Here is a 16,767-nt window from a genome sequence, read left to right on the forward strand (position 1 = left end):
ATGAATAAATTAAAACTAACAATTACCACTGTAATATCATCAACCATATTAAGCATATTTTCATGTCAAGACGAAACTTTGCCAACACAAGATTCGTCACCCAACAACATTTCAGCAGGAATTGTAGATAATGTAACCACTTTAGGAGGTTCTAAAAATGAAAGTGGACAAACTGTAAAAAAGACATCAGATGGAGGCTTTGTAATTTTAGGGTTTACACAATCCATGGATGGAGATGTAACCACAAAAAACAACGAAAGTTATGATGTTTGGGTTTTAAAATACAATCAAGATATTCAATTGGAATGGTCAAAAACTTTTGGAGGAACTAACGACGAAAGAGGAAATGATATTATCCAAACTCAAGATGGTGGTTACGCTATTATTGGACATACTTACAGCATTGATGGAGATGTTTCTAACAACAATGGTCAAGAGGATTTTTGGGTATTAAAATTAGACAACCAAGGTCAATTACAATGGGAAAAAACATTTGGATATTCTGGTATTGATACAGGATTATCCATACTTCAAACTAATGATAGCGGTTATTTTATAACTGGTATTTTAGATGTTACAGCTTCAGGAGGAGAAGGCAACTCTAGAAACAGCCAAACACTTCATGCTGGAGGAGATTACTGGGCTTTAAAACTTAACCCATCCGGAGAAGTACAATGGAGCAAATATTATGGTGGCTTGTTTACAGATAGCGCTTTTGATGCCATTCAAACTAATGACAATAATTTTATTATAGTTGGATCATCAGATAGTGATGACACAGACATCAGTAACAATAAAGGGTCTTATGATTTTTGGATTGTAAAAATCTCCAACACAGGAACTTTATTATGGGAAAAATCATTTGGATCAACAGAAATTGATGAAGCCAGAGCTATAATAGCCTCTCAGGATGGCAATTATTTTATTCTTGGCGACACTCGTGGTCAAGATACAGATGTTACGAGTAACTTTGGTGCTGCAGATGTATGGATGATTAAAATTTCGCCTGAAGGCGAAATACTTTCTGAAAAAACATATGGAGGAGAAGACTTTGATGTTGGTCGCGCAATTGCTAAAACTAACGACAATGGTTTTGTTATCTGTGGAAGCTCCAGAAGTGCTTCAGGTAACTTAACGTCAAATAATGGCCAAAATGACGCTTGGATCTTTAAAGTAGACCAATCAGGTCAATTAATATGGCAACAAACCATAGGTGGTTCTAATGTCGATTTTACTTACGGAGTAACTCAACTCAGTAATGGTAAAATTATAGCAGTTGGAGAATCAAGCAGTAATGATTTAGACATAAACGAAAATAAGGGTTTTACAGACCTTCTTTTAATAGAAATAAAATAATGAAAAAAATAACCACACTTTTAATACTAGCTATAACTTTATTTACTTGCAATGAAGACAATGACGATAACACTGTTATATCACCAAAAGTAAATTTCACCTTTAACCATCACTGGAACGATGCTGAAATTAACAATGACAACCTACAAACCACAACTGTTACAAACGCAAATGGAGAAGCCATAAACATAGATAGATTTAGATACCTAACCTCTCGCTTTGAGCTAACAAATACCAACAACGAGACTTATACTTTTGACGGTTATAAATTTACAGATTTAGCTATAGCAAACACCTATAATTTTAGCCCAGAAAACAATGCAATTCCTACTGGAACATACACCTTAAAATTTGTTTGGGGTTTTAATGAAACAGATAATATTGATGGTGCTTACCCTGACTTAAATACAGCCTCATGGAATTGGCCAGAAATGCTTGGTGGAGGCTATCATTTTTTACAATTTGATGGTATGTATAATGTTGACACGACAGATGCATCTCCTTTTAATTTTCATAACGGAACAGCAAGAGTCAGCGAAGGTGTGTTTGAGCAAAATTTTACAGAAATCGCATTTGAAACACCAATCTTAATTAATAGTGACACTGTAATTAATATAGATATGAATATTGCCGAGTTATTTACTAATCCAAATACTTGGGATTTAAACGTTTTAGACACACCATTAATGCCTAACTATGATGCTCAAAAAATGATGCAACAAAATATAATGAGTATTTTTAACTTAGGCGAAATAACTCAATAATCATGAAAAATTGGTTCATATTCACCCTTTTTGTAGTTATTATTTCTGGATGTTCTTCAGAAACAACAACGCGAGAAGAAGATTATATACCAATACCCTATCAATTAGAAATCCCTACCCTATTTACAGAAAAATTGATAGATCCAAGAATCCCTATCAATAATAAACTTACTATTGAAGGTGTCGCTTTAGGTAAGCGTTTATTTTTTGACAATATTTTATCTGTAGATGGCACTAAAGCATGTGCTAGTTGCCATTTACCACAAAACGCTTTTTCTGACCCAAATCAATTTAGCCAAGGTGTAACAACTACACTAGGAACCAGAAACAGCATGCCTTTATTTAATTTGGCATGGAATTTTGATGACAAATACTTTTGGGATGGTCATGCTTTGGGCCTTGAAAACCAAGCATTAGAACCAGTCACTGACACCAACGAACTTGGCAATGATAGTTGGGAACCTGTAGAAGCTAAACTTAATAATCATGAGCAATATCCTAAGCTTTTTAAACAAGCCTTTGGCACTTCTGTTATTACAAAACAATTAGTCGCTAAAGCAATTGCACAATTCGAACGTACTTTAATTTCTGGAAACTCAAAATTTGATAAATTTTCTAATGGAGAAATTGCATTAACACCTCAAGAGCAAAACGGATTAAATATTTTTATGAGCGAAGACAAAGGAGACTGTTTCCATTGTCATGGCAATCCAAACAATCCACTTTGGACGGATAATCAATTTCATAACAATGGTTTAGATGCCACTTTTTCTGACTTAGGACTAGGTTTAATATCAGGAAACCCAAACGATAACGGAAAATTCAGATCACCTTCACTTCGTAATTTAGCTTACACTGCTCCATATATGCACGATGGTAGATTTGCTACCTTAGAGGATGTCATTGAGCATTACAGCACTGGATTACAGGACTCTGATACCATTGACACATTAATGAAAAAAGTAAACCAAGGTGGCGTCCAATTAACTACTGAAGACAAAGCCGATCTTAAGGCTTTTTTACTAACTTTATCAGATCCTAGCTTTATAAATAATCCGGACTTTATTCAACAATAAGAAAAATCAATAAAACCATATACTAATATAATGTTAGTTGATAAGGAAAAAAGCGACTGATGTTGTATCTTTGCAAGACGTTTAGATAAAATCTAATAAACAGGTATGATAAAAGTTTCTGACACAGCTAAAAAGAAAGTCATCGAGCTGATGAATGATGATGACTTCAACCCAAACACTGACTATGTTCGCGTAGGTGTTAAAAGTGGTGGTTGTTCTGGTTTGTCTTATGATTTAAAATTTGACAAAACCAAAGCAGACGACGATAAAGTGTTTGAAGACAATAACATAAAAATTATTGTTGACAAAAAGAGTTTTCTGTATCTAATTGGTACAACTCTAGAATATTCGGGAGGATTAAACGGAACAGGTTTCGTATTTAATAACCCTAACGCTAACCGTACTTGTGGTTGCGGAGAATCTTTTTCACTATAATTAAACTTAAAGACAAAATATGTCAAAGTATACAGAGGACGACCTTAGAGAAGAATTAAAAACCAAAGAATATGAATACGGTTTTTTTACAGATATAGAATCTGAAACATTTCCTATTGGTTTAAATGAAGATATTGTTCGTGCTATTTCTATGAAAAAAGAAGAGCCAGAATGGATGACGGAATGGAGGTTAGAAGCCTTCAAAGTATGGAAAACAATGGAAGAACCAGATTGGGCTAATGTAAATTACAAAAAACCAGACTTTCAGTCTATAGCCTATTACTCTGCTCCAAAAGCAGTTGACCCTAACAAAACATTAGACGATGTAGATCCTGATTTATTAGCGATGTACAAAAAATTAGGAATCTCTGTTGATGAGCAAAAGAAGATGAATAACATAGCAATGGATATTGTTGTAGATTCAGTTTCTGTTGCAACAACATTTAAAAAAACGCTTTCTGAAAAAGGAATCATATTTATGAGTATTTCTGAAGCGATTAAAGAGCATCCAGAATTAGTCAAAAAATATATTGGTACCATTGTACCTACAACAGATAATTTTTATGCAGCTTTAAATAGTGCAGTATTTAGTGACGGATCGTTCTGTTATATTCCAAAAGGCGTTAAATGTCCAATGGAATTATCAACTTATTTCAGAATTAACCAAGGTGGTACTGGACAATTTGAACGTACTTTACTAATTGCAGATGAAGGTAGCTACGTATCGTACCTAGAAGGTTGTACTGCTCCAAGTCGTGACGAAAATCAATTACACGCAGCTGTTGTAGAGCTTATAGCTTTAGATGATGCTGAGATTAAATATAGTACAGTACAAAACTGGTTTCCTGGAACTGCAGAAGGTAAAGGTGGTGTTTACAATTTTGTAACTAAACGTGGTTTATGCGAGAAAAACGCTAAAATCTCTTGGACACAAGTAGAAACAGGTAGTGCAGTAACTTGGAAGTATCCAAGTTGTATCTTAAAAGGAGATAACTCTATTGGAGAATTTTATTCGATAGCAGTTACAAACAACTACCAACAAGCAGATACTGGTACAAAAATGATTCACTTAGGTAAAAACACCAAGTCGACTATTATTTCAAAAGGAATTTCTGCAGGAAAATCTCAAAACTCATATCGTGGTTTAGTACATATTGGTAGTCGTGCTACTAATGCTAGAAACTTTTCACAATGTGACAGTCTATTAATGGGTAATGAGTGTGGTGCACACACCTTCCCTTACATTGAAGCTAAAAATAAATCTGCACAAATAGAACACGAGGCAACTACAAGTAAAATTGGTGAAGACCAAATATTTTATTGTAATCAACGTGGTATTGACACAGAAAAGGCAATCGCTTTAATCGTTAACGGTTTTAGTAAAGACGTGTTAAATAAGTTACCAATGGAGTTTGCTGTAGAGGCTCAAAAATTATTAGAAATATCTTTAGAAGGATCTGTAGGTTAAACAACTTTAATTATACAATGAAAAAAATACTTATACTATTAACTTTAGCAATAACATTTACAGCTTGTAAAGACTCTAAAAAAAGTTTAGAAGACACTAATAATATTGCTGCAAAACAAACGGAACCTATTCAACTATTTGTATTTGATGGTGGAACAGTACAAGTTAATGCGTTAGAGATTTTTTCGGAAGACGATTTATATAAAGGTGAAAGTAAGACTTTTGCAGACATGTTTTTTGTAATCAAACATCCAGAAGGCAATTTACTTTGGGATGCTGGATTGTCTGAACGATTTATTGGAAGAGCACCATTTACAACACCAAATGGAGCGTTTACTTTATCAAGACAAAAAGGGCTTGACGAGCAACTTAAAACCATTGGTTTAACAACCGAAGATTTTAAGTACATTGCTTTATCACACACCCATTTTGACCATTCTGGTTCCGCATCAAAATTATCTCATGCAACATGGTTAGTACAACAATTAGAATATGATTTTGTAACTAGTGAAGTACAACAAAAAGAAGCTCCTGATAATTATAATGCCATTAAAGATTTAAAAAACATCAAAAAAATTAATGGAGACTTTGATGTATTTAATGACGGAAAAGTTATCATAAAGTCAACACCAGGACACACTCCAGGTCATCAATCATTATTCTTAGAATTGGAACAAGAGGGGCCAATTTTATTAACAGGAGATTTATATCATTTTGAAGAAAATAGATCAAACAAAATAGTACCAAGCTTTAACCACAGTTCTGAAAACACAAAGCAATCGATGGAAGTTTTTGAAACTTTCGCTGAAAACAAAAAAGCAAAAGTTATTATTCAGCACTCCATTAAAGATTTTAATAGTTTAAACCACGCACCAGAACCAATCCAATAGTTAATCATGAAAAAAGCAATTATTGTATTATTACTTATCGCATTTGTTAGTTGCAAAACAGATCAAGGAGAACAATATAAAGGTGACTTTGTGTATTATGCTGATGCAGCTGTATTTCAGGTTGGTAATGATATTCATGGAGTAGTTTTAAACGACCAAGTCAATCTAATTGCAGAACAAGCAAAAGCCTTCCAAAAAGAACCAACAGATATGGTTAAAATTGAAGTTTTAGGAGAGTTAATTCCTAAAGATGAAAATGAAGAAGGTTGGCCATATAAGCTAAAAATAAATAAAGTTATAAGCGTAAGCGCTTTAAAGGAAAATAAAAACGACGTTATCAAACTAGGAAAATAAATAGTATGTTAAAGATAAATAACCTACACGCAAGTGTTGAAGACAAATCGATATTAAAAGGAATAAACCTTGAGGTAAAAGCTGGAGAAGTACACGCTATAATGGGACCAAATGGTTCTGGAAAAAGTACTTTAGCTTCAGTTATTGCAGGTAAGGAAGAATATGAAGTGACCGATGGTAACATCCTTTTAGAAGGTGAAGATATTGAAGAGTTAGCTGCTGAAGAGCGTGCACATAAAGGTGTGTTTTTATCGTTTCAATATCCAGTAGAAATTCCAGGAGTTAGTGTCACTAACTTTATGAAAACTGCTATCAACGAAACTAGAAAAGCAAAAGGTCTTGAAGATATGCCTGCTAAAGAAATGCTTCAATTAATTCGTGAAAAATCAGAACTTTTAGAAATTGATCGTAAATTTTTATCTAGATCTTTAAACGAAGGGTTTTCTGGAGGAGAAAAAAAGCGTAACGAGATTTTTCAAATGGCAATGTTAGAGCCAAAATTAGCAATTCTTGACGAGACTGACTCTGGTTTAGATATTGATGCTTTACGTATTGTTGCTAATGGTGTAAACAAACTAAAAAACAAAGATAATGGTGTCATAGTTATAACACATTACCAACGTTTATTAGACTACATCGTACCAGATTTTGTACATGTATTATACAATGGTAAAATTGTAAAATCAGGTGGTAAAGAACTAGCGCATGAACTAGAAGAAAAAGGTTACGACTGGATTAAAGAAGAAGTTGACGCTTAACATTAACTATAAATACTGTGTAAACCGCAGAACATTATAGTTTAAATAATAAAATAAATACAGTAACAAGCTATTGTAAACACCTGTTACCAAGGTTTTACAATAACTGCAAACTGAAGACTTAAAATATGAGTTTAAAAGAAAAATTAGTATCGTCTTTTATAGCATTCGAAAATCAAAATGATATCGATAGCAAAGTACATGATATTAGAAGTGAAGCTATTAAAACTTTTGAAGCGGAAGGGTTTCCTACTAAAAAGGACGAAGCTTGGAAATATACATCACTTAACAGTGTTTTAAAACATGACTATAGCATATTTCCTAACCAAGATAGTGCTTTAGAATACAATGAAATTAAAAAATATTTTATTCATGATATAGATACTTATAAAATTGTATTTATTGATGGTAAGTATTCTTCTCATTTATCAGAAACAACTCATGATGGTATAGATGTTTGCTTAATGTCTTCGGCATTAACAAAACCAAAATATCAACTAATAATAGAAAATCACTTTAATAGCGTAGCTACAAAAGATGGAATTTCATCTTTAAATACAGCTTTTGCAAAGGAAGGTGCTTATATTCATATTCCTAAAAATAAAGTTGTTGCAAAACCAATACAAATTGTACATTTTTCAACTGGTAATGAAGCAGCTTTAATGCTACAGCCACGTAACTTAATTGTTGTCGATGAAAATTCACATGTACAAATCATAGAACGTCACCAGAGCTTAACTGATAATCCAGTTTTAACAAACTCGGTTACAGAAATAGTGGCAAACAAACGTGCCATTGTAGATTACTACAAAGTACAAAACGACAACAAAAACGCTTCGTTAATAGACAATACTTTTGTTGAACAAAAACGCGAAACACATGTTTCTGTACACACCTTTAGTTTTGGTGGAAAGTTAACACGTAACAATCTTAACTTTTATCAAAATGGAGAGCACATGGACTCGACATTAAATGGTATTACCATTATTGGAGATAAACAACACGTTGACCATAACACTTTAGTGCATCATATTGAGCCAAATTGTGAAAGTCACCAAGATTATAAAGGAATTTTTAACGATAGTGCTACAGGAGTTTTTAATGGTAAAGTAATTGTTAATAAGGAAGCTCAAAAAACAAATGCTTTCCAGTCAAATAACAATATTCTTTTAAGTGATAAAGCAACAATAAACTCTAAACCTCAACTTGAGATTTTTGCAGATGATGTAAAATGTTCTCATGGTTGTACAATAGGACAATTAGATGAAAGCGCATTATTTTACATGAAATCTAGAGGTATTCCAGAAAAGGAAGCTAGAGGATTATTAATGTATGCTTTTAGTAACAATGTTTTAAAATCGGTTAAAATTCCAGAATTAAAACAACGTATAACAAAGCTAATCGCTACTAAATTAAATGTTAACATAGGATTTGATTTATAAAACCTATGGATTTATTAAGCATTTCAACTAAGACTTACCTTAAAATAATTGGTATATGTCTAGCTATAGCATTATTAGCTGGGACTACATACTATTTTACTAAAGGCGGTTTTTTTGATGGTATTTTATTAACTTTTGTTGGTTTGTCATTAACCTACTTAATAATAATACTTTCTATATTAATATTTAAAACAGTTACTAACGTTTTAGCCAAAGACATTATAAAAGTAACACATGTTATTATTGCTTTTTTAATAACTGTAGCATTTGCTGCTTATACTTTTGTAACACTATTTAATAGCATTGCTTCAGAGTTTAAACTATAAATTATGATTGACATTAACAAAATACGCAAGGATTTCCCGATACTTAATAGACAAGTAAATGGTAAACCATTAGTGTATTTTGACAATGCAGCAACATCACAAACACCTCAGCAAGTTATTGATGTAATAGTAGATTATTACAGTAATTACAATGCCAATATACACAGAGGTGTGCACGCATTAAGTCAAGAAGCGACAGATAAATATGAAGCTGCTAGACATACCATTCAAAAACATTTTAATGCTAAACAAGCTTATGAAGTAATTTTTACTTCAGGAACAACACATAGTATTAATTTAGTTGCAAATGGCTTTACTTCAATATTAAAAAAAGGAGACCAATTAATTGTTTCCGCTCTAGAGCATCACAGTAACATTGTCCCTTGGCAAATGCTTTGTGAAAAAACTGGAGCAATTCTTAAAGTAATACCAATGACTCCTGAAGGAGAACTAGATATGGAGGCTTTTGATGCCTTACTAAATGACAAAACTAAATTAGTCTTTGTTAACCATATATCAAATGCTTTAGGAACCATTAACCCAATAAAAAGCATCATTGATAAAGCGCACAAATTTGATGCTGCGGTACTAATAGATGGAGCGCAAGCTAGTCCACATATCAAACCTGATGTGCAAGCATTGGATGTTGACTTTTATGTGACTTCTGCGCATAAAATTTGCGGACCAACAGGTGTTGGAATGCTTTATGGTAAAGAAGAATGGCTAAATAAAATGGAACCTTATCAGGGTGGTGGAGAAATGATTGACCAAGTCACTTTTGAAAAAACAACATACGCAGGATTACCACATAAATTTGAAGCAGGTACACCTAATATTTGTGGTGGAATTGCTTTTGGAGCAGCTCTAGATTACATGAATGCTGTAGGTTTTGATAACATAGCAGAATACGAACATGAATTGCTAGACTACGGAACAAAGCAATTACAAGATATTGAAGGTTTAAAAATTTATGGTACATCAAAAAATAAAACTTCAGTAATCTCTTTTAATCTAGAAGGCATTCATCCTTATGATGTAGGGACATTATTAGACAAAATGGGTATTGCAGTGCGTACAGGACACCATTGTGCTCAACCAATAATGGATTATTTTAAAATTCCTGGTACTGTAAGAGCTTCGTTTGCATTTTATAATACTAAAGAAGAAATAGACGCTTTAGTACAAGGTGTCAAGAAAGCAAAAATGATGCTATCGTAATAACTTTGGCTTCTTTTTTGTAATATTATTGTCAAATACCAAAATATTACTTCTATGAAAACAATTACGATTATACTTTTTTCATTAATTTTAAACAGTTGTGGTACAGCAAAAGATGCAACAACTAGTTTAAATACAGATATGAAATCTCAGCCATTAAACGGAAATTTTATTGTGTCGACTTTAAACAGTCACAACAAAGCAGATAAAAACTTAAGCTTAAACTTTGATGCAGAGGCAAAACGTGTATCAGGCTATTCGGGATGCAATCAATTTTCTGGTACTTATACGATAACTACAAATAATAGCATATCCTTTGGTCCATTAGTTTCAACAAAAAAGTTTTGCCAAGATAATGATACAGAAGCTACCTTTCTTCAAAATTTACAAAACACAACACATTACACTTTAGAAGATAATAAGGTTACACTTCTTGAAAATAAAAAAGAACTAATAACTGCTAAAGCAGATATAGACAAAACATCTCAAAAACAAGAGGGCAATTTAACTTTTAGATATGCAGCCTCTAGCAGAGGAAGTTATACCTTAATTGAAGTAAATAAAGAGACCGTAACATCTCAGTTTAACAGAGCTGAGAAGGAAAACGTACAATCGTGTAGTAAAGATGACTGGAATGCTTTAAAAACCTTATCAGAAAGTATAGACCCAAAATCCATTACTAATTTAGAGGCTCCTAGCAAAGCACATCAATATGATGGTGCAGCAGCAGCTAATGTAACCATAACAGTTGACGGACAACAATACTCAACACCAACTTTTGATGCTGGAAATCCACCAAAAGAAATAGCAGAACTTGTTACAAAACTAAATAGTATAGCAAAACAAAATACAAAAACTAAAGATTAATAACACTATAAATATCTTTAGTAATTCTTTAGTAATAAATCAATCCATATTGATTAATTTTGTAACTGAAAACATATTGAAAAATGCAGACTATTAAAGAAATACAAGACGAGATAATTGACGAATTTTCAATGTTTGAAGATTGGGAAGAGCGTTACCAATACATGATTGATTTAGGTAAATCATTACCATTAATCGCTCCAGAATACAAAACAGAATCTAACATTATTAAAGGCTGCCAAAGTAAAGTTTGGGTTCATGCAGAGTTAGATAACGATAAAATAGCTTTTACTGCAGACAGTGATGCTATTATAACCAAAGGGATAATTGCAATTTTAGTTAGAGCATTTTCTAACCAACATCCAAAAGATATCCTAGACGCTAATACAGATTTTATAGATCAAATTGGCTTAAAAGAACATTTATCACCAACTAGAGCAAACGGTCTAGTAAGCATGATAAAACAAATAAAAATGTATGCTATAGCATACCAAACACAAATACAATAAGTTTCGCTTTCGCGGAAATTAAAAGCACACAGTAACATGAGTGAAACAACAATAGACACAGCAGAGTTAGGTGAAAAAATAGTAAAAGTTTTAAAAACTATTTTTGATCCAGAAATACCTGTAGACATATACGAGTTAGGATTAATTTACGATGTTTTTGTAAACGAAGACTACGATGTAAAAATCTTAATGACCTTAACAACACCAAACTGTCCAGTTGCAGAAACACTACCTTTAGAGGTAGAAGAGAAGGTTAAATCTTTAAACGAAGTTAAAGATGCAGAAGTAGAAATTACTTTTGATCCACCATGGACACAAGAATTAATGAGCGAAGAAGCAAAATTAGAACTTGGAATGCTTTAAAATCTAAGATTATAAATGGCTAGACGTACTCCAAAATCGTTAAAAGATGGTAACAAGACTAGCTTAAAAAAATCTTTTAGCGCATTAATATTTATACCACGATTTTTTAAAGAAATCTGGAACACCAACAAAACCTTATTTTTAAGTTCAGCGTTTTGTAGGTTAATTGGTGCCATTTTACCTGTCATAATTTTATGGATAGGTAAAATTATTATTGATCAAATTATACTACAAACACAATCAGAGAGTACAGACTTAACCCAATTATGGACGTATGTTGCTATAGAGTTTGGTTTAATTGTATTGTCTGACTTAGTCAGTCGTGCCATCCAATTAACAGATAGTTTATTAGGTGATGCTTACTCTATTGACACCTCTGTAAGAATCATAAAAAAAACCAATCAAATAGACATTAGCCTATTAGAAGACTCTGAGTTTTATGATAAATTAGAACGCGCCAGAACACAAACTACAAGTCGTGTAGGTTTAATGTCCAATGCACTTGGTGAAGTGCAAAGCTTAATATCTATTGCAACCCTTGTTGCTGGTTTAGTCTATTTTGAACCTTACCTAATCATACTTTTAGTATTAAGTATCATACCTTCATTTATAAACGAAATTTGGTTTAGTCAACAACAATACTCTTTAGCAAGAGGTTGGACTGCAGAACGTAGAGAATTGGATTACTTACGTTACATAGGTGCAAATGACAAAACCGCTAAAGAAATTAAACTGTTTGGTTTAACAGATTTTGTGGTTAATCGTTTTAAAAATTTGTCCCAAGAATATTACGACCTAAACAAAAAACTAGCTATAAAACGATCTGCTTTAGGTTTTGTATTTAATGTTTTAGGGACACTTAGCTATTATGGTGCGTATGTCTTTATTATATATCGCGTCATATCTGGAGTAATTACTTTAGGAGAATTAACGTTTTTATCAGGTGCTTTTAATAGGTTAACCAGAAACCTACAAGATTTCTTTTCTAAATTTACACGTATATCAGAAAGTGCATTATACCTAAAAGACTATTTTGATTTTATTGACATATCTATTGCACCAAAACATAAAGAAGATATGCCATTACCAAAAACTATAACAGAAGGTTTTGAATTTAAAAACGTAATATTTTCTTATCCAGAATCTGATAATAAGATACTAAAAGGGATTAGTTTTAAAATAAAAGCTGGAGAAAAACTAGCGTTTGTTGGCCAAAATGGAGCAGGAAAAACAACATTGACTAAATTATTATTACGTTTTTACGAGCCTACTTCGGGTGAAATTTTATTAGACGGAATAAATATTAACAGGTTTAATAAAGCTGAATACCAAACGTTTTTTGGTGTGATTTTTCAAGATTTTTTTAAATACGAATTTACTGTAAGAGAAAATATTGCTATTGGTGATATTGACCAAATAGACAATCAAGATAAAATTGAAAATGCTGCCGAATTAAGTTTAGCTAATCAAGTGGTGTCAGAACTTAAAAAAGGATACGACCAACAATTAGGTAAGCGCTTTGCAAAAGGACAAGAATTATCTGGTGGACAGTGGCAAAAGGTAGCATTAGCCAGAGCCTATATGAAAGATGCTAAGGTTATGATATTAGATGAACCAACATCTGCATTAGATGCTAAAGCAGAAAGTGATGTCTTTGATAGATTTATAGGATTAACACAAGATAAAACTAGCATTATTATTTCGCACAGATTTAGTACTGTAAGACAAGCAGACAAGATTTTGGTGTTAGATGAAGGTCGCGTGCTAGAAATGGGCACACACGACCAATTAATGGCTAACCAGTCATTATATGCTGACTTATTTAAACTACAAGCAGAAGGATACCAATAAAAATTACTTATTTTTAAATTATGGCTGAAGAGATTATAAATCGTGTAGCAAATAGTAAACTGATAACTATAGATCTTGAGGATTATTATCCAAAAGGTGCACGTGTACAATTAGATATTAAAGACTGGTTATTTCAAGAATTGGTTTTAAAGGAGAAAGATTTTAGACAATATGTAAAAAATCATGACTGGAGTCAATACCAAAACCAGTATGTTGCTATACATTGTAGTGTAGATGCTATTATACCTGATTGGGCTTTTATGTTGTTGACCGTAAATTTAGAACCGTTTGTCGAAAAGTGCCATATCGGAACTTTAGAGGATTTAGAGACTGCAATTTACCAAGACATAATTACCAATATCGATGCTACAATTTACCAAGACAAACCTGTTATAATTAAAGGCTGTAGTAACAAGCCAGTGCCTATAAACGCTTATGTTATGATAACAAACAAGCTAAAACCATATGCTAAAAATATCATGTATGGAGAGGCTTGTTCTTTTGTTCCATTGTATAAACGATAAAATTTAAATATCCTAATTAAGGTATTGATATACAAATATTTAAAACAAAATGAGTTTTGTGATAAATTGTAACTAAACCTTATATTTGTAACCGTTTTATTAAAGACTTATATTTTATGAAAAAAGTATTATTTATTGGAGCTTTATTTTTTGGAATGGTTTCCTTAAACGCTCAAACAAAAGAAGAATTACAAGCTCAAAAAGCAGAAAAACAAGCAGCAGCTGATGCTTTACAAGGTGAAGCAAATGCTTTACAAGCTCAAATAGATGCACTTCCAGGATGGAGAAAAGGTGCTTTTGGTACTATTGGTGGAAGCATTTCTGAATTTAGCAACTGGTACTCTCAATCTGCTGTAGACAATTCTTCTGGTACTATTGGATTTACTGTTAATGGTTTTGCTAATTTAATAGAAGACAAATTTTTCTGGAGAAACAGTTTAAATGTAAACTTAGGTTGGGTAAAATTAGATGATAAAAACGACCCTACAGATAGTGAGGATTTTGAAGCAACTACAGATGTATTTAACATCTCTTCTTTATACGGAAGAAATATTGCTAAAAATTTAGCAGTATCTGGATTAGCCGAATACAGAACTACAATTTTAGATAACTTTAATGATCCAGGATATTTAGATGTTGGTGTTGGTTTAACTTGGACACCTATTGAAAACTTAATAGTTGTTGCACATCCATTAAACTACAACTTTGTGTTTGCTAAAAACGATGCTGTTTTTCAATCATCTTTAGGTGCTAAAATTGTTGCAGATTATACTAGACAAATTGGTGCAATTAGCTTTAAGTCTAACTTCTCTACTTTCCAATCTTATGAAGATGGAGACTTATCTAACTTTACTTGGATTAACAGTTTTGGTTACAACTTATGGAAAATGATTGGTGTTGGTTTTGACTTTGGTTTAAGAAGCAACAAACAAGAAGCTCTTAATTATGCTTTAGGTCAGTACGATGTTACTTCTACTACTGCAGAACCTACTTTTGATAACGTAGATAACAAATTACAATCTTACTGGTTATTAGGTTTAAATTATAAATTCTAATTAATAGTACTACATTATTTTATACAAAAAAAGCACCTTTTAAAGGTGCTTTTTTTATGCGTTAAGGATGGAAGTGGCATCCTTTTTTGATGTTTATTTAAAATACCTTTATTTAATACTAATATTAGATTTACTCTAAAACATAATGATTAAATAATTGTACAAAAAAGATATAACGGACAGCCTGACCCTTTAGGGTAACGCCCAAATTATCTTACTCTTCTTCTCCTAAATTATCATAATCATAATCTGGATATAGAAAGTGATTGTACGGAAAACGCGTCACGTGTATGTCTCTCACCTCATCATAGACACGCTTTTTAAACTCTTCTAAATTACGTTTGTTTAATGCTGATATAAATAAAGCATTGTCTTTACCTACACGACTCATCCATGTTTTTTTCCATTCTGCTAGACTGTAATGCTCCTCAGAACGTTCTGCTATTAGGTCTGTGTCATCAAACGGTTTGGCTTTATAGGCATCTATTTTATTAAACACCATTATTATAGGTTTGTCTGCACTATTTATTTCGCCTAACACTTTGTTTACAGACTCAATATGATCTTCAAAATTTGGGTGAGAAATGTCTACGACGTGCAATAACAGGTCTGCCTCTCTAACCTCGTCCAATGTACTTTTAAAACTATCTACCAATTGTGTAGGTAGTTTACGTATAAACCCAACGGTATCTGTTAATAAAAACGGTAGATTTTGGATGACTACTTTTCTTACGGTTGTGTCAAGGGTTGCAAACAACTTGTTTTCGGCAAATACTTCTGACTTACTTACGGTATTCATTAAGGTGGATTTACCTACGTTGGTATATCCTACTAGTGCGACACGTACCATTTGTCCACGATTACCACGTTGCACAGACATTTGCTTGTCTATAGTCTTGATTTTAGCTTTTAATAACGAAATCCTATCGCGTACTATACGTCTATCTGTTTCTATTTCGGTTTCTCCAGGTCCACGCATACCAATACCTCCTTTTTGACGCTCAAGGTGTGTCCACATACCTCTAAGTCTTGGTAAAAGGTACTCGCATTGCGCTAACTCTACTTGTGTTCTTGCATAACTGGTTTGTGCACGTTGTGCAAAAATGTCTAGAATTAGATTGGTACGATCTAATACTTTTACATTTAATATTTTACTTATGTTACGCTCTTGAGATGAAGATAACTCGTCATCAAAAATAGCTGTACCAATATGGTTATCTTCAATGTATTGTCGTACTTGCTCCATTTTACCTGTCCCAATATAAGTTTTGGGATTAGGCATTTCCATTTTTTGAGTAAAACGCTTTTTAACTTCTCCACCTGCTGTGAAGGTTAAAAACTCAAGCTCGTCAAGATACTCTTTTGACTGCTCTTCGTTTTGCTCTTTTGTGACTACACCAATTAAAACTGCTTTTTCAAGCTCGATATCTTTTTTTTCTAACATATAATTAATTATACTACAAAGTTACATAATTGTATCCATAATAAAATCGCTATTTTTAACCTTCAAA

18 protein-coding genes are annotated in these 16,767 nt (G+C 32.5%); 17 read left to right on the plus strand and 1 reads right to left on the minus strand.

The annotated features are described in order from the left end of the window. The 17 genes from ITB9_RS10335 (at window position 1) to ITB9_RS10415 (ending at window position 15,256) form a co-directional block, all read left to right on the plus strand. Window positions 1-1,356 carry a hypothetical protein gene (locus ITB9_RS10335; protein WP_054852162.1) on the plus strand — a complete coding sequence of 452 codons (1,356 nt, stop codon included), beginning with the start codon at window positions 1-3 and terminating at the stop codon, window positions 1,354-1,356. Next, a complete protein-coding gene (locus ITB9_RS10340; RefSeq protein ID WP_054852163.1) occupies window positions 1,356-2,120 on the plus strand; it encodes an MbnP family protein in 765 nt (254 codons plus the stop codon). The genes ITB9_RS10335 and ITB9_RS10340 overlap by 1 nt, the downstream gene beginning before the upstream one ends. 2 nt (window positions 2,121-2,122) lie before the next feature. After that, window positions 2,123-3,196 carry a cytochrome-c peroxidase gene (locus ITB9_RS10345; protein ID WP_054852164.1) on the plus strand — a complete coding sequence of 358 codons (1,074 nt, stop codon included), beginning with the start codon at window positions 2,123-2,125 and terminating at the stop codon, window positions 3,194-3,196. Window positions 3,197-3,301: 105 nt separating this feature from the next. Continuing rightward, the gene (locus tag ITB9_RS10350) at window positions 3,302-3,631 is read left to right on the plus strand and encodes an iron-sulfur cluster assembly accessory protein (protein WP_028290252.1); all 330 of its coding nucleotides are present in this window, start codon (window positions 3,302-3,304) and stop codon (window positions 3,629-3,631) included. A 19-nt stretch (window positions 3,632-3,650) separates the two neighbouring features. Beyond that, a complete protein-coding gene (gene sufB, locus ITB9_RS10355; RefSeq protein ID WP_054852165.1) occupies window positions 3,651-5,099 on the plus strand; it encodes a Fe-S cluster assembly protein SufB in 1,449 nt (482 codons plus the stop codon). Window positions 5,100-5,116: 17 nt separating this feature from the next. Further along, complete coding sequence (locus ITB9_RS10360) at window positions 5,117-5,989, plus strand: N-acyl homoserine lactonase family protein (RefSeq protein WP_028290254.1); 873 nt, start codon at window positions 5,117-5,119, stop codon at window positions 5,987-5,989. A 6-nt stretch (window positions 5,990-5,995) separates the two neighbouring features. Further along, window positions 5,996-6,343, plus strand: coding sequence for a hypothetical protein (locus tag ITB9_RS10365; RefSeq protein WP_054852166.1), 348 nt, complete (start codon window positions 5,996-5,998; stop codon window positions 6,341-6,343). A 5-nt stretch (window positions 6,344-6,348) separates the two neighbouring features. Further along, entirely contained in the window at window positions 6,349-7,101 is a 753-nt protein-coding gene (sufC, locus tag ITB9_RS10370; RefSeq protein ID WP_028290256.1) for a Fe-S cluster assembly ATPase SufC, read from the plus strand. 128 nt (window positions 7,102-7,229) lie between these two features. Continuing rightward, window positions 7,230-8,543 carry a Fe-S cluster assembly protein SufD gene (gene sufD / locus ITB9_RS10375; RefSeq protein WP_054852167.1) on the plus strand — a complete coding sequence of 438 codons (1,314 nt, stop codon included), beginning with the start codon at window positions 7,230-7,232 and terminating at the stop codon, window positions 8,541-8,543. Window positions 8,544-8,548: 5 nt separating this feature from the next. After that, window positions 8,549-8,869: a hypothetical protein gene (locus ITB9_RS10380; RefSeq protein ID WP_028608167.1), complete on the plus strand. Its 321-nt coding sequence runs from the start codon at window positions 8,549-8,551 to the stop codon at window positions 8,867-8,869. Window positions 8,870-8,872: 3 nt separating this feature from the next. Continuing rightward, on the plus strand, window positions 8,873-10,087 hold the full coding sequence (locus ITB9_RS10385) for an aminotransferase class V-fold PLP-dependent enzyme (RefSeq protein WP_054852168.1): 1,215 nt from the start codon (window positions 8,873-8,875) through the stop codon (window positions 10,085-10,087). Window positions 10,088-10,141: 54 nt separating this feature from the next. Continuing rightward, entirely contained in the window at window positions 10,142-10,954 is an 813-nt protein-coding gene (locus tag ITB9_RS10390; protein ID WP_054852169.1) for an META domain-containing protein, read from the plus strand. A gap of 83 nt (window positions 10,955-11,037) precedes the next feature. Continuing rightward, entirely contained in the window at window positions 11,038-11,463 is a 426-nt protein-coding gene (locus ITB9_RS10395; protein ID WP_028290260.1) for a SufE family protein, read from the plus strand. 36 nt (window positions 11,464-11,499) lie between these two features. Continuing rightward, window positions 11,500-11,826 carry a DUF59 domain-containing protein gene (locus tag ITB9_RS10400; protein ID WP_028290261.1) on the plus strand — a complete coding sequence of 109 codons (327 nt, stop codon included), beginning with the start codon at window positions 11,500-11,502 and terminating at the stop codon, window positions 11,824-11,826. Window positions 11,827-11,841: 15 nt separating this feature from the next. Continuing rightward, complete coding sequence (locus tag ITB9_RS10405; RefSeq protein ID WP_054852170.1) at window positions 11,842-13,677, plus strand: ABC transporter ATP-binding protein; 1,836 nt, start codon at window positions 11,842-11,844, stop codon at window positions 13,675-13,677. Window positions 13,678-13,697: 20 nt separating this feature from the next. Beyond that, on the plus strand, window positions 13,698-14,201 hold the full coding sequence (locus ITB9_RS10410; protein WP_054852171.1) for a DUF2480 family protein: 504 nt from the start codon (window positions 13,698-13,700) through the stop codon (window positions 14,199-14,201). 116 nt (window positions 14,202-14,317) lie between these two features. After that, window positions 14,318-15,256, plus strand: a complete 939-nt coding sequence (locus ITB9_RS10415; RefSeq protein WP_054852172.1) for a DUF3078 domain-containing protein — start codon at window positions 14,318-14,320, stop codon at window positions 15,254-15,256. Window positions 15,257-15,470: 214 nt separating this feature from the next. Here the strand turns inward: ITB9_RS10415 and hflX are convergent, their stop codons facing one another. Next, complete coding sequence (hflX, locus tag ITB9_RS10420) at window positions 15,471-16,700, minus strand: GTPase HflX (RefSeq protein ID WP_028290265.1); 1,230 nt, start codon at window positions 16,698-16,700, stop codon at window positions 15,471-15,473. Window positions 16,701-16,767: the final 67 nt, after the last annotated feature.

It is taken from the genome of Olleya sp. ITB9 (assembly GCF_001315805.1).
Classification (GTDB): Bacteria; Bacteroidota; Bacteroidia; order Flavobacteriales; family Flavobacteriaceae; genus Olleya; species Olleya sediminilitoris.

Excerpts from the sequence above, each read along its gene's own strand:
- ITB9_RS10400 (WP_028290261.1), top strand. The coding sequence starts at position 11,500 with ATGAGTGAAACAACAATAGACACAGCAGAGTTAGGTGAAAAAATAGTA.
- ITB9_RS10385 (WP_054852168.1), top strand. The coding sequence starts at position 8,873 with ATGATTGACATTAACAAAATACGCAAGGATTTCCCGATACTTAATAGA.
- sufB (WP_054852165.1), top strand. The coding sequence starts at position 3,651 with ATGTCAAAGTATACAGAGGACGACCTTAGAGAAGAATTAAAAACCAAA.
- ITB9_RS10405 (WP_054852170.1), top strand. The coding sequence starts at position 11,842 with ATGGCTAGACGTACTCCAAAATCGTTAAAAGATGGTAACAAGACTAGC.
- ITB9_RS10335 (WP_054852162.1), top strand. The coding sequence starts at position 1 with ATGAATAAATTAAAACTAACAATTACCACTGTAATATCATCAACCATA.
- hflX (WP_028290265.1), bottom strand. The coding sequence starts at position 16,700 with ATGTTAGAAAAAAAAGATATCGAGCTTGAAAAAGCAGTTTTAATTGGT.
- ITB9_RS10395 (WP_028290260.1), top strand. The coding sequence starts at position 11,038 with ATGCAGACTATTAAAGAAATACAAGACGAGATAATTGACGAATTTTCA.
- ITB9_RS10365 (WP_054852166.1), top strand. The coding sequence starts at position 5,996 with ATGAAAAAAGCAATTATTGTATTATTACTTATCGCATTTGTTAGTTGC.
- ITB9_RS10380 (WP_028608167.1), top strand. The coding sequence starts at position 8,549 with ATGGATTTATTAAGCATTTCAACTAAGACTTACCTTAAAATAATTGGT.
- ITB9_RS10340 (WP_054852163.1), top strand. The coding sequence starts at position 1,356 with ATGAAAAAAATAACCACACTTTTAATACTAGCTATAACTTTATTTACT.
- sufC (WP_028290256.1), top strand. The coding sequence starts at position 6,349 with ATGTTAAAGATAAATAACCTACACGCAAGTGTTGAAGACAAATCGATA.
- ITB9_RS10415 (WP_054852172.1), top strand. The coding sequence starts at position 14,318 with ATGAAAAAAGTATTATTTATTGGAGCTTTATTTTTTGGAATGGTTTCC.
- ITB9_RS10345 (WP_054852164.1), top strand. The coding sequence starts at position 2,123 with ATGAAAAATTGGTTCATATTCACCCTTTTTGTAGTTATTATTTCTGGA.
- ITB9_RS10360 (WP_028290254.1), top strand. The coding sequence starts at position 5,117 with ATGAAAAAAATACTTATACTATTAACTTTAGCAATAACATTTACAGCT.
- sufD (WP_054852167.1), top strand. The coding sequence starts at position 7,230 with ATGAGTTTAAAAGAAAAATTAGTATCGTCTTTTATAGCATTCGAAAAT.
- ITB9_RS10410 (WP_054852171.1), top strand. The coding sequence starts at position 13,698 with ATGGCTGAAGAGATTATAAATCGTGTAGCAAATAGTAAACTGATAACT.
- ITB9_RS10350 (WP_028290252.1), top strand. The coding sequence starts at position 3,302 with ATGATAAAAGTTTCTGACACAGCTAAAAAGAAAGTCATCGAGCTGATG.
- ITB9_RS10390 (WP_054852169.1), top strand. The coding sequence starts at position 10,142 with ATGAAAACAATTACGATTATACTTTTTTCATTAATTTTAAACAGTTGT.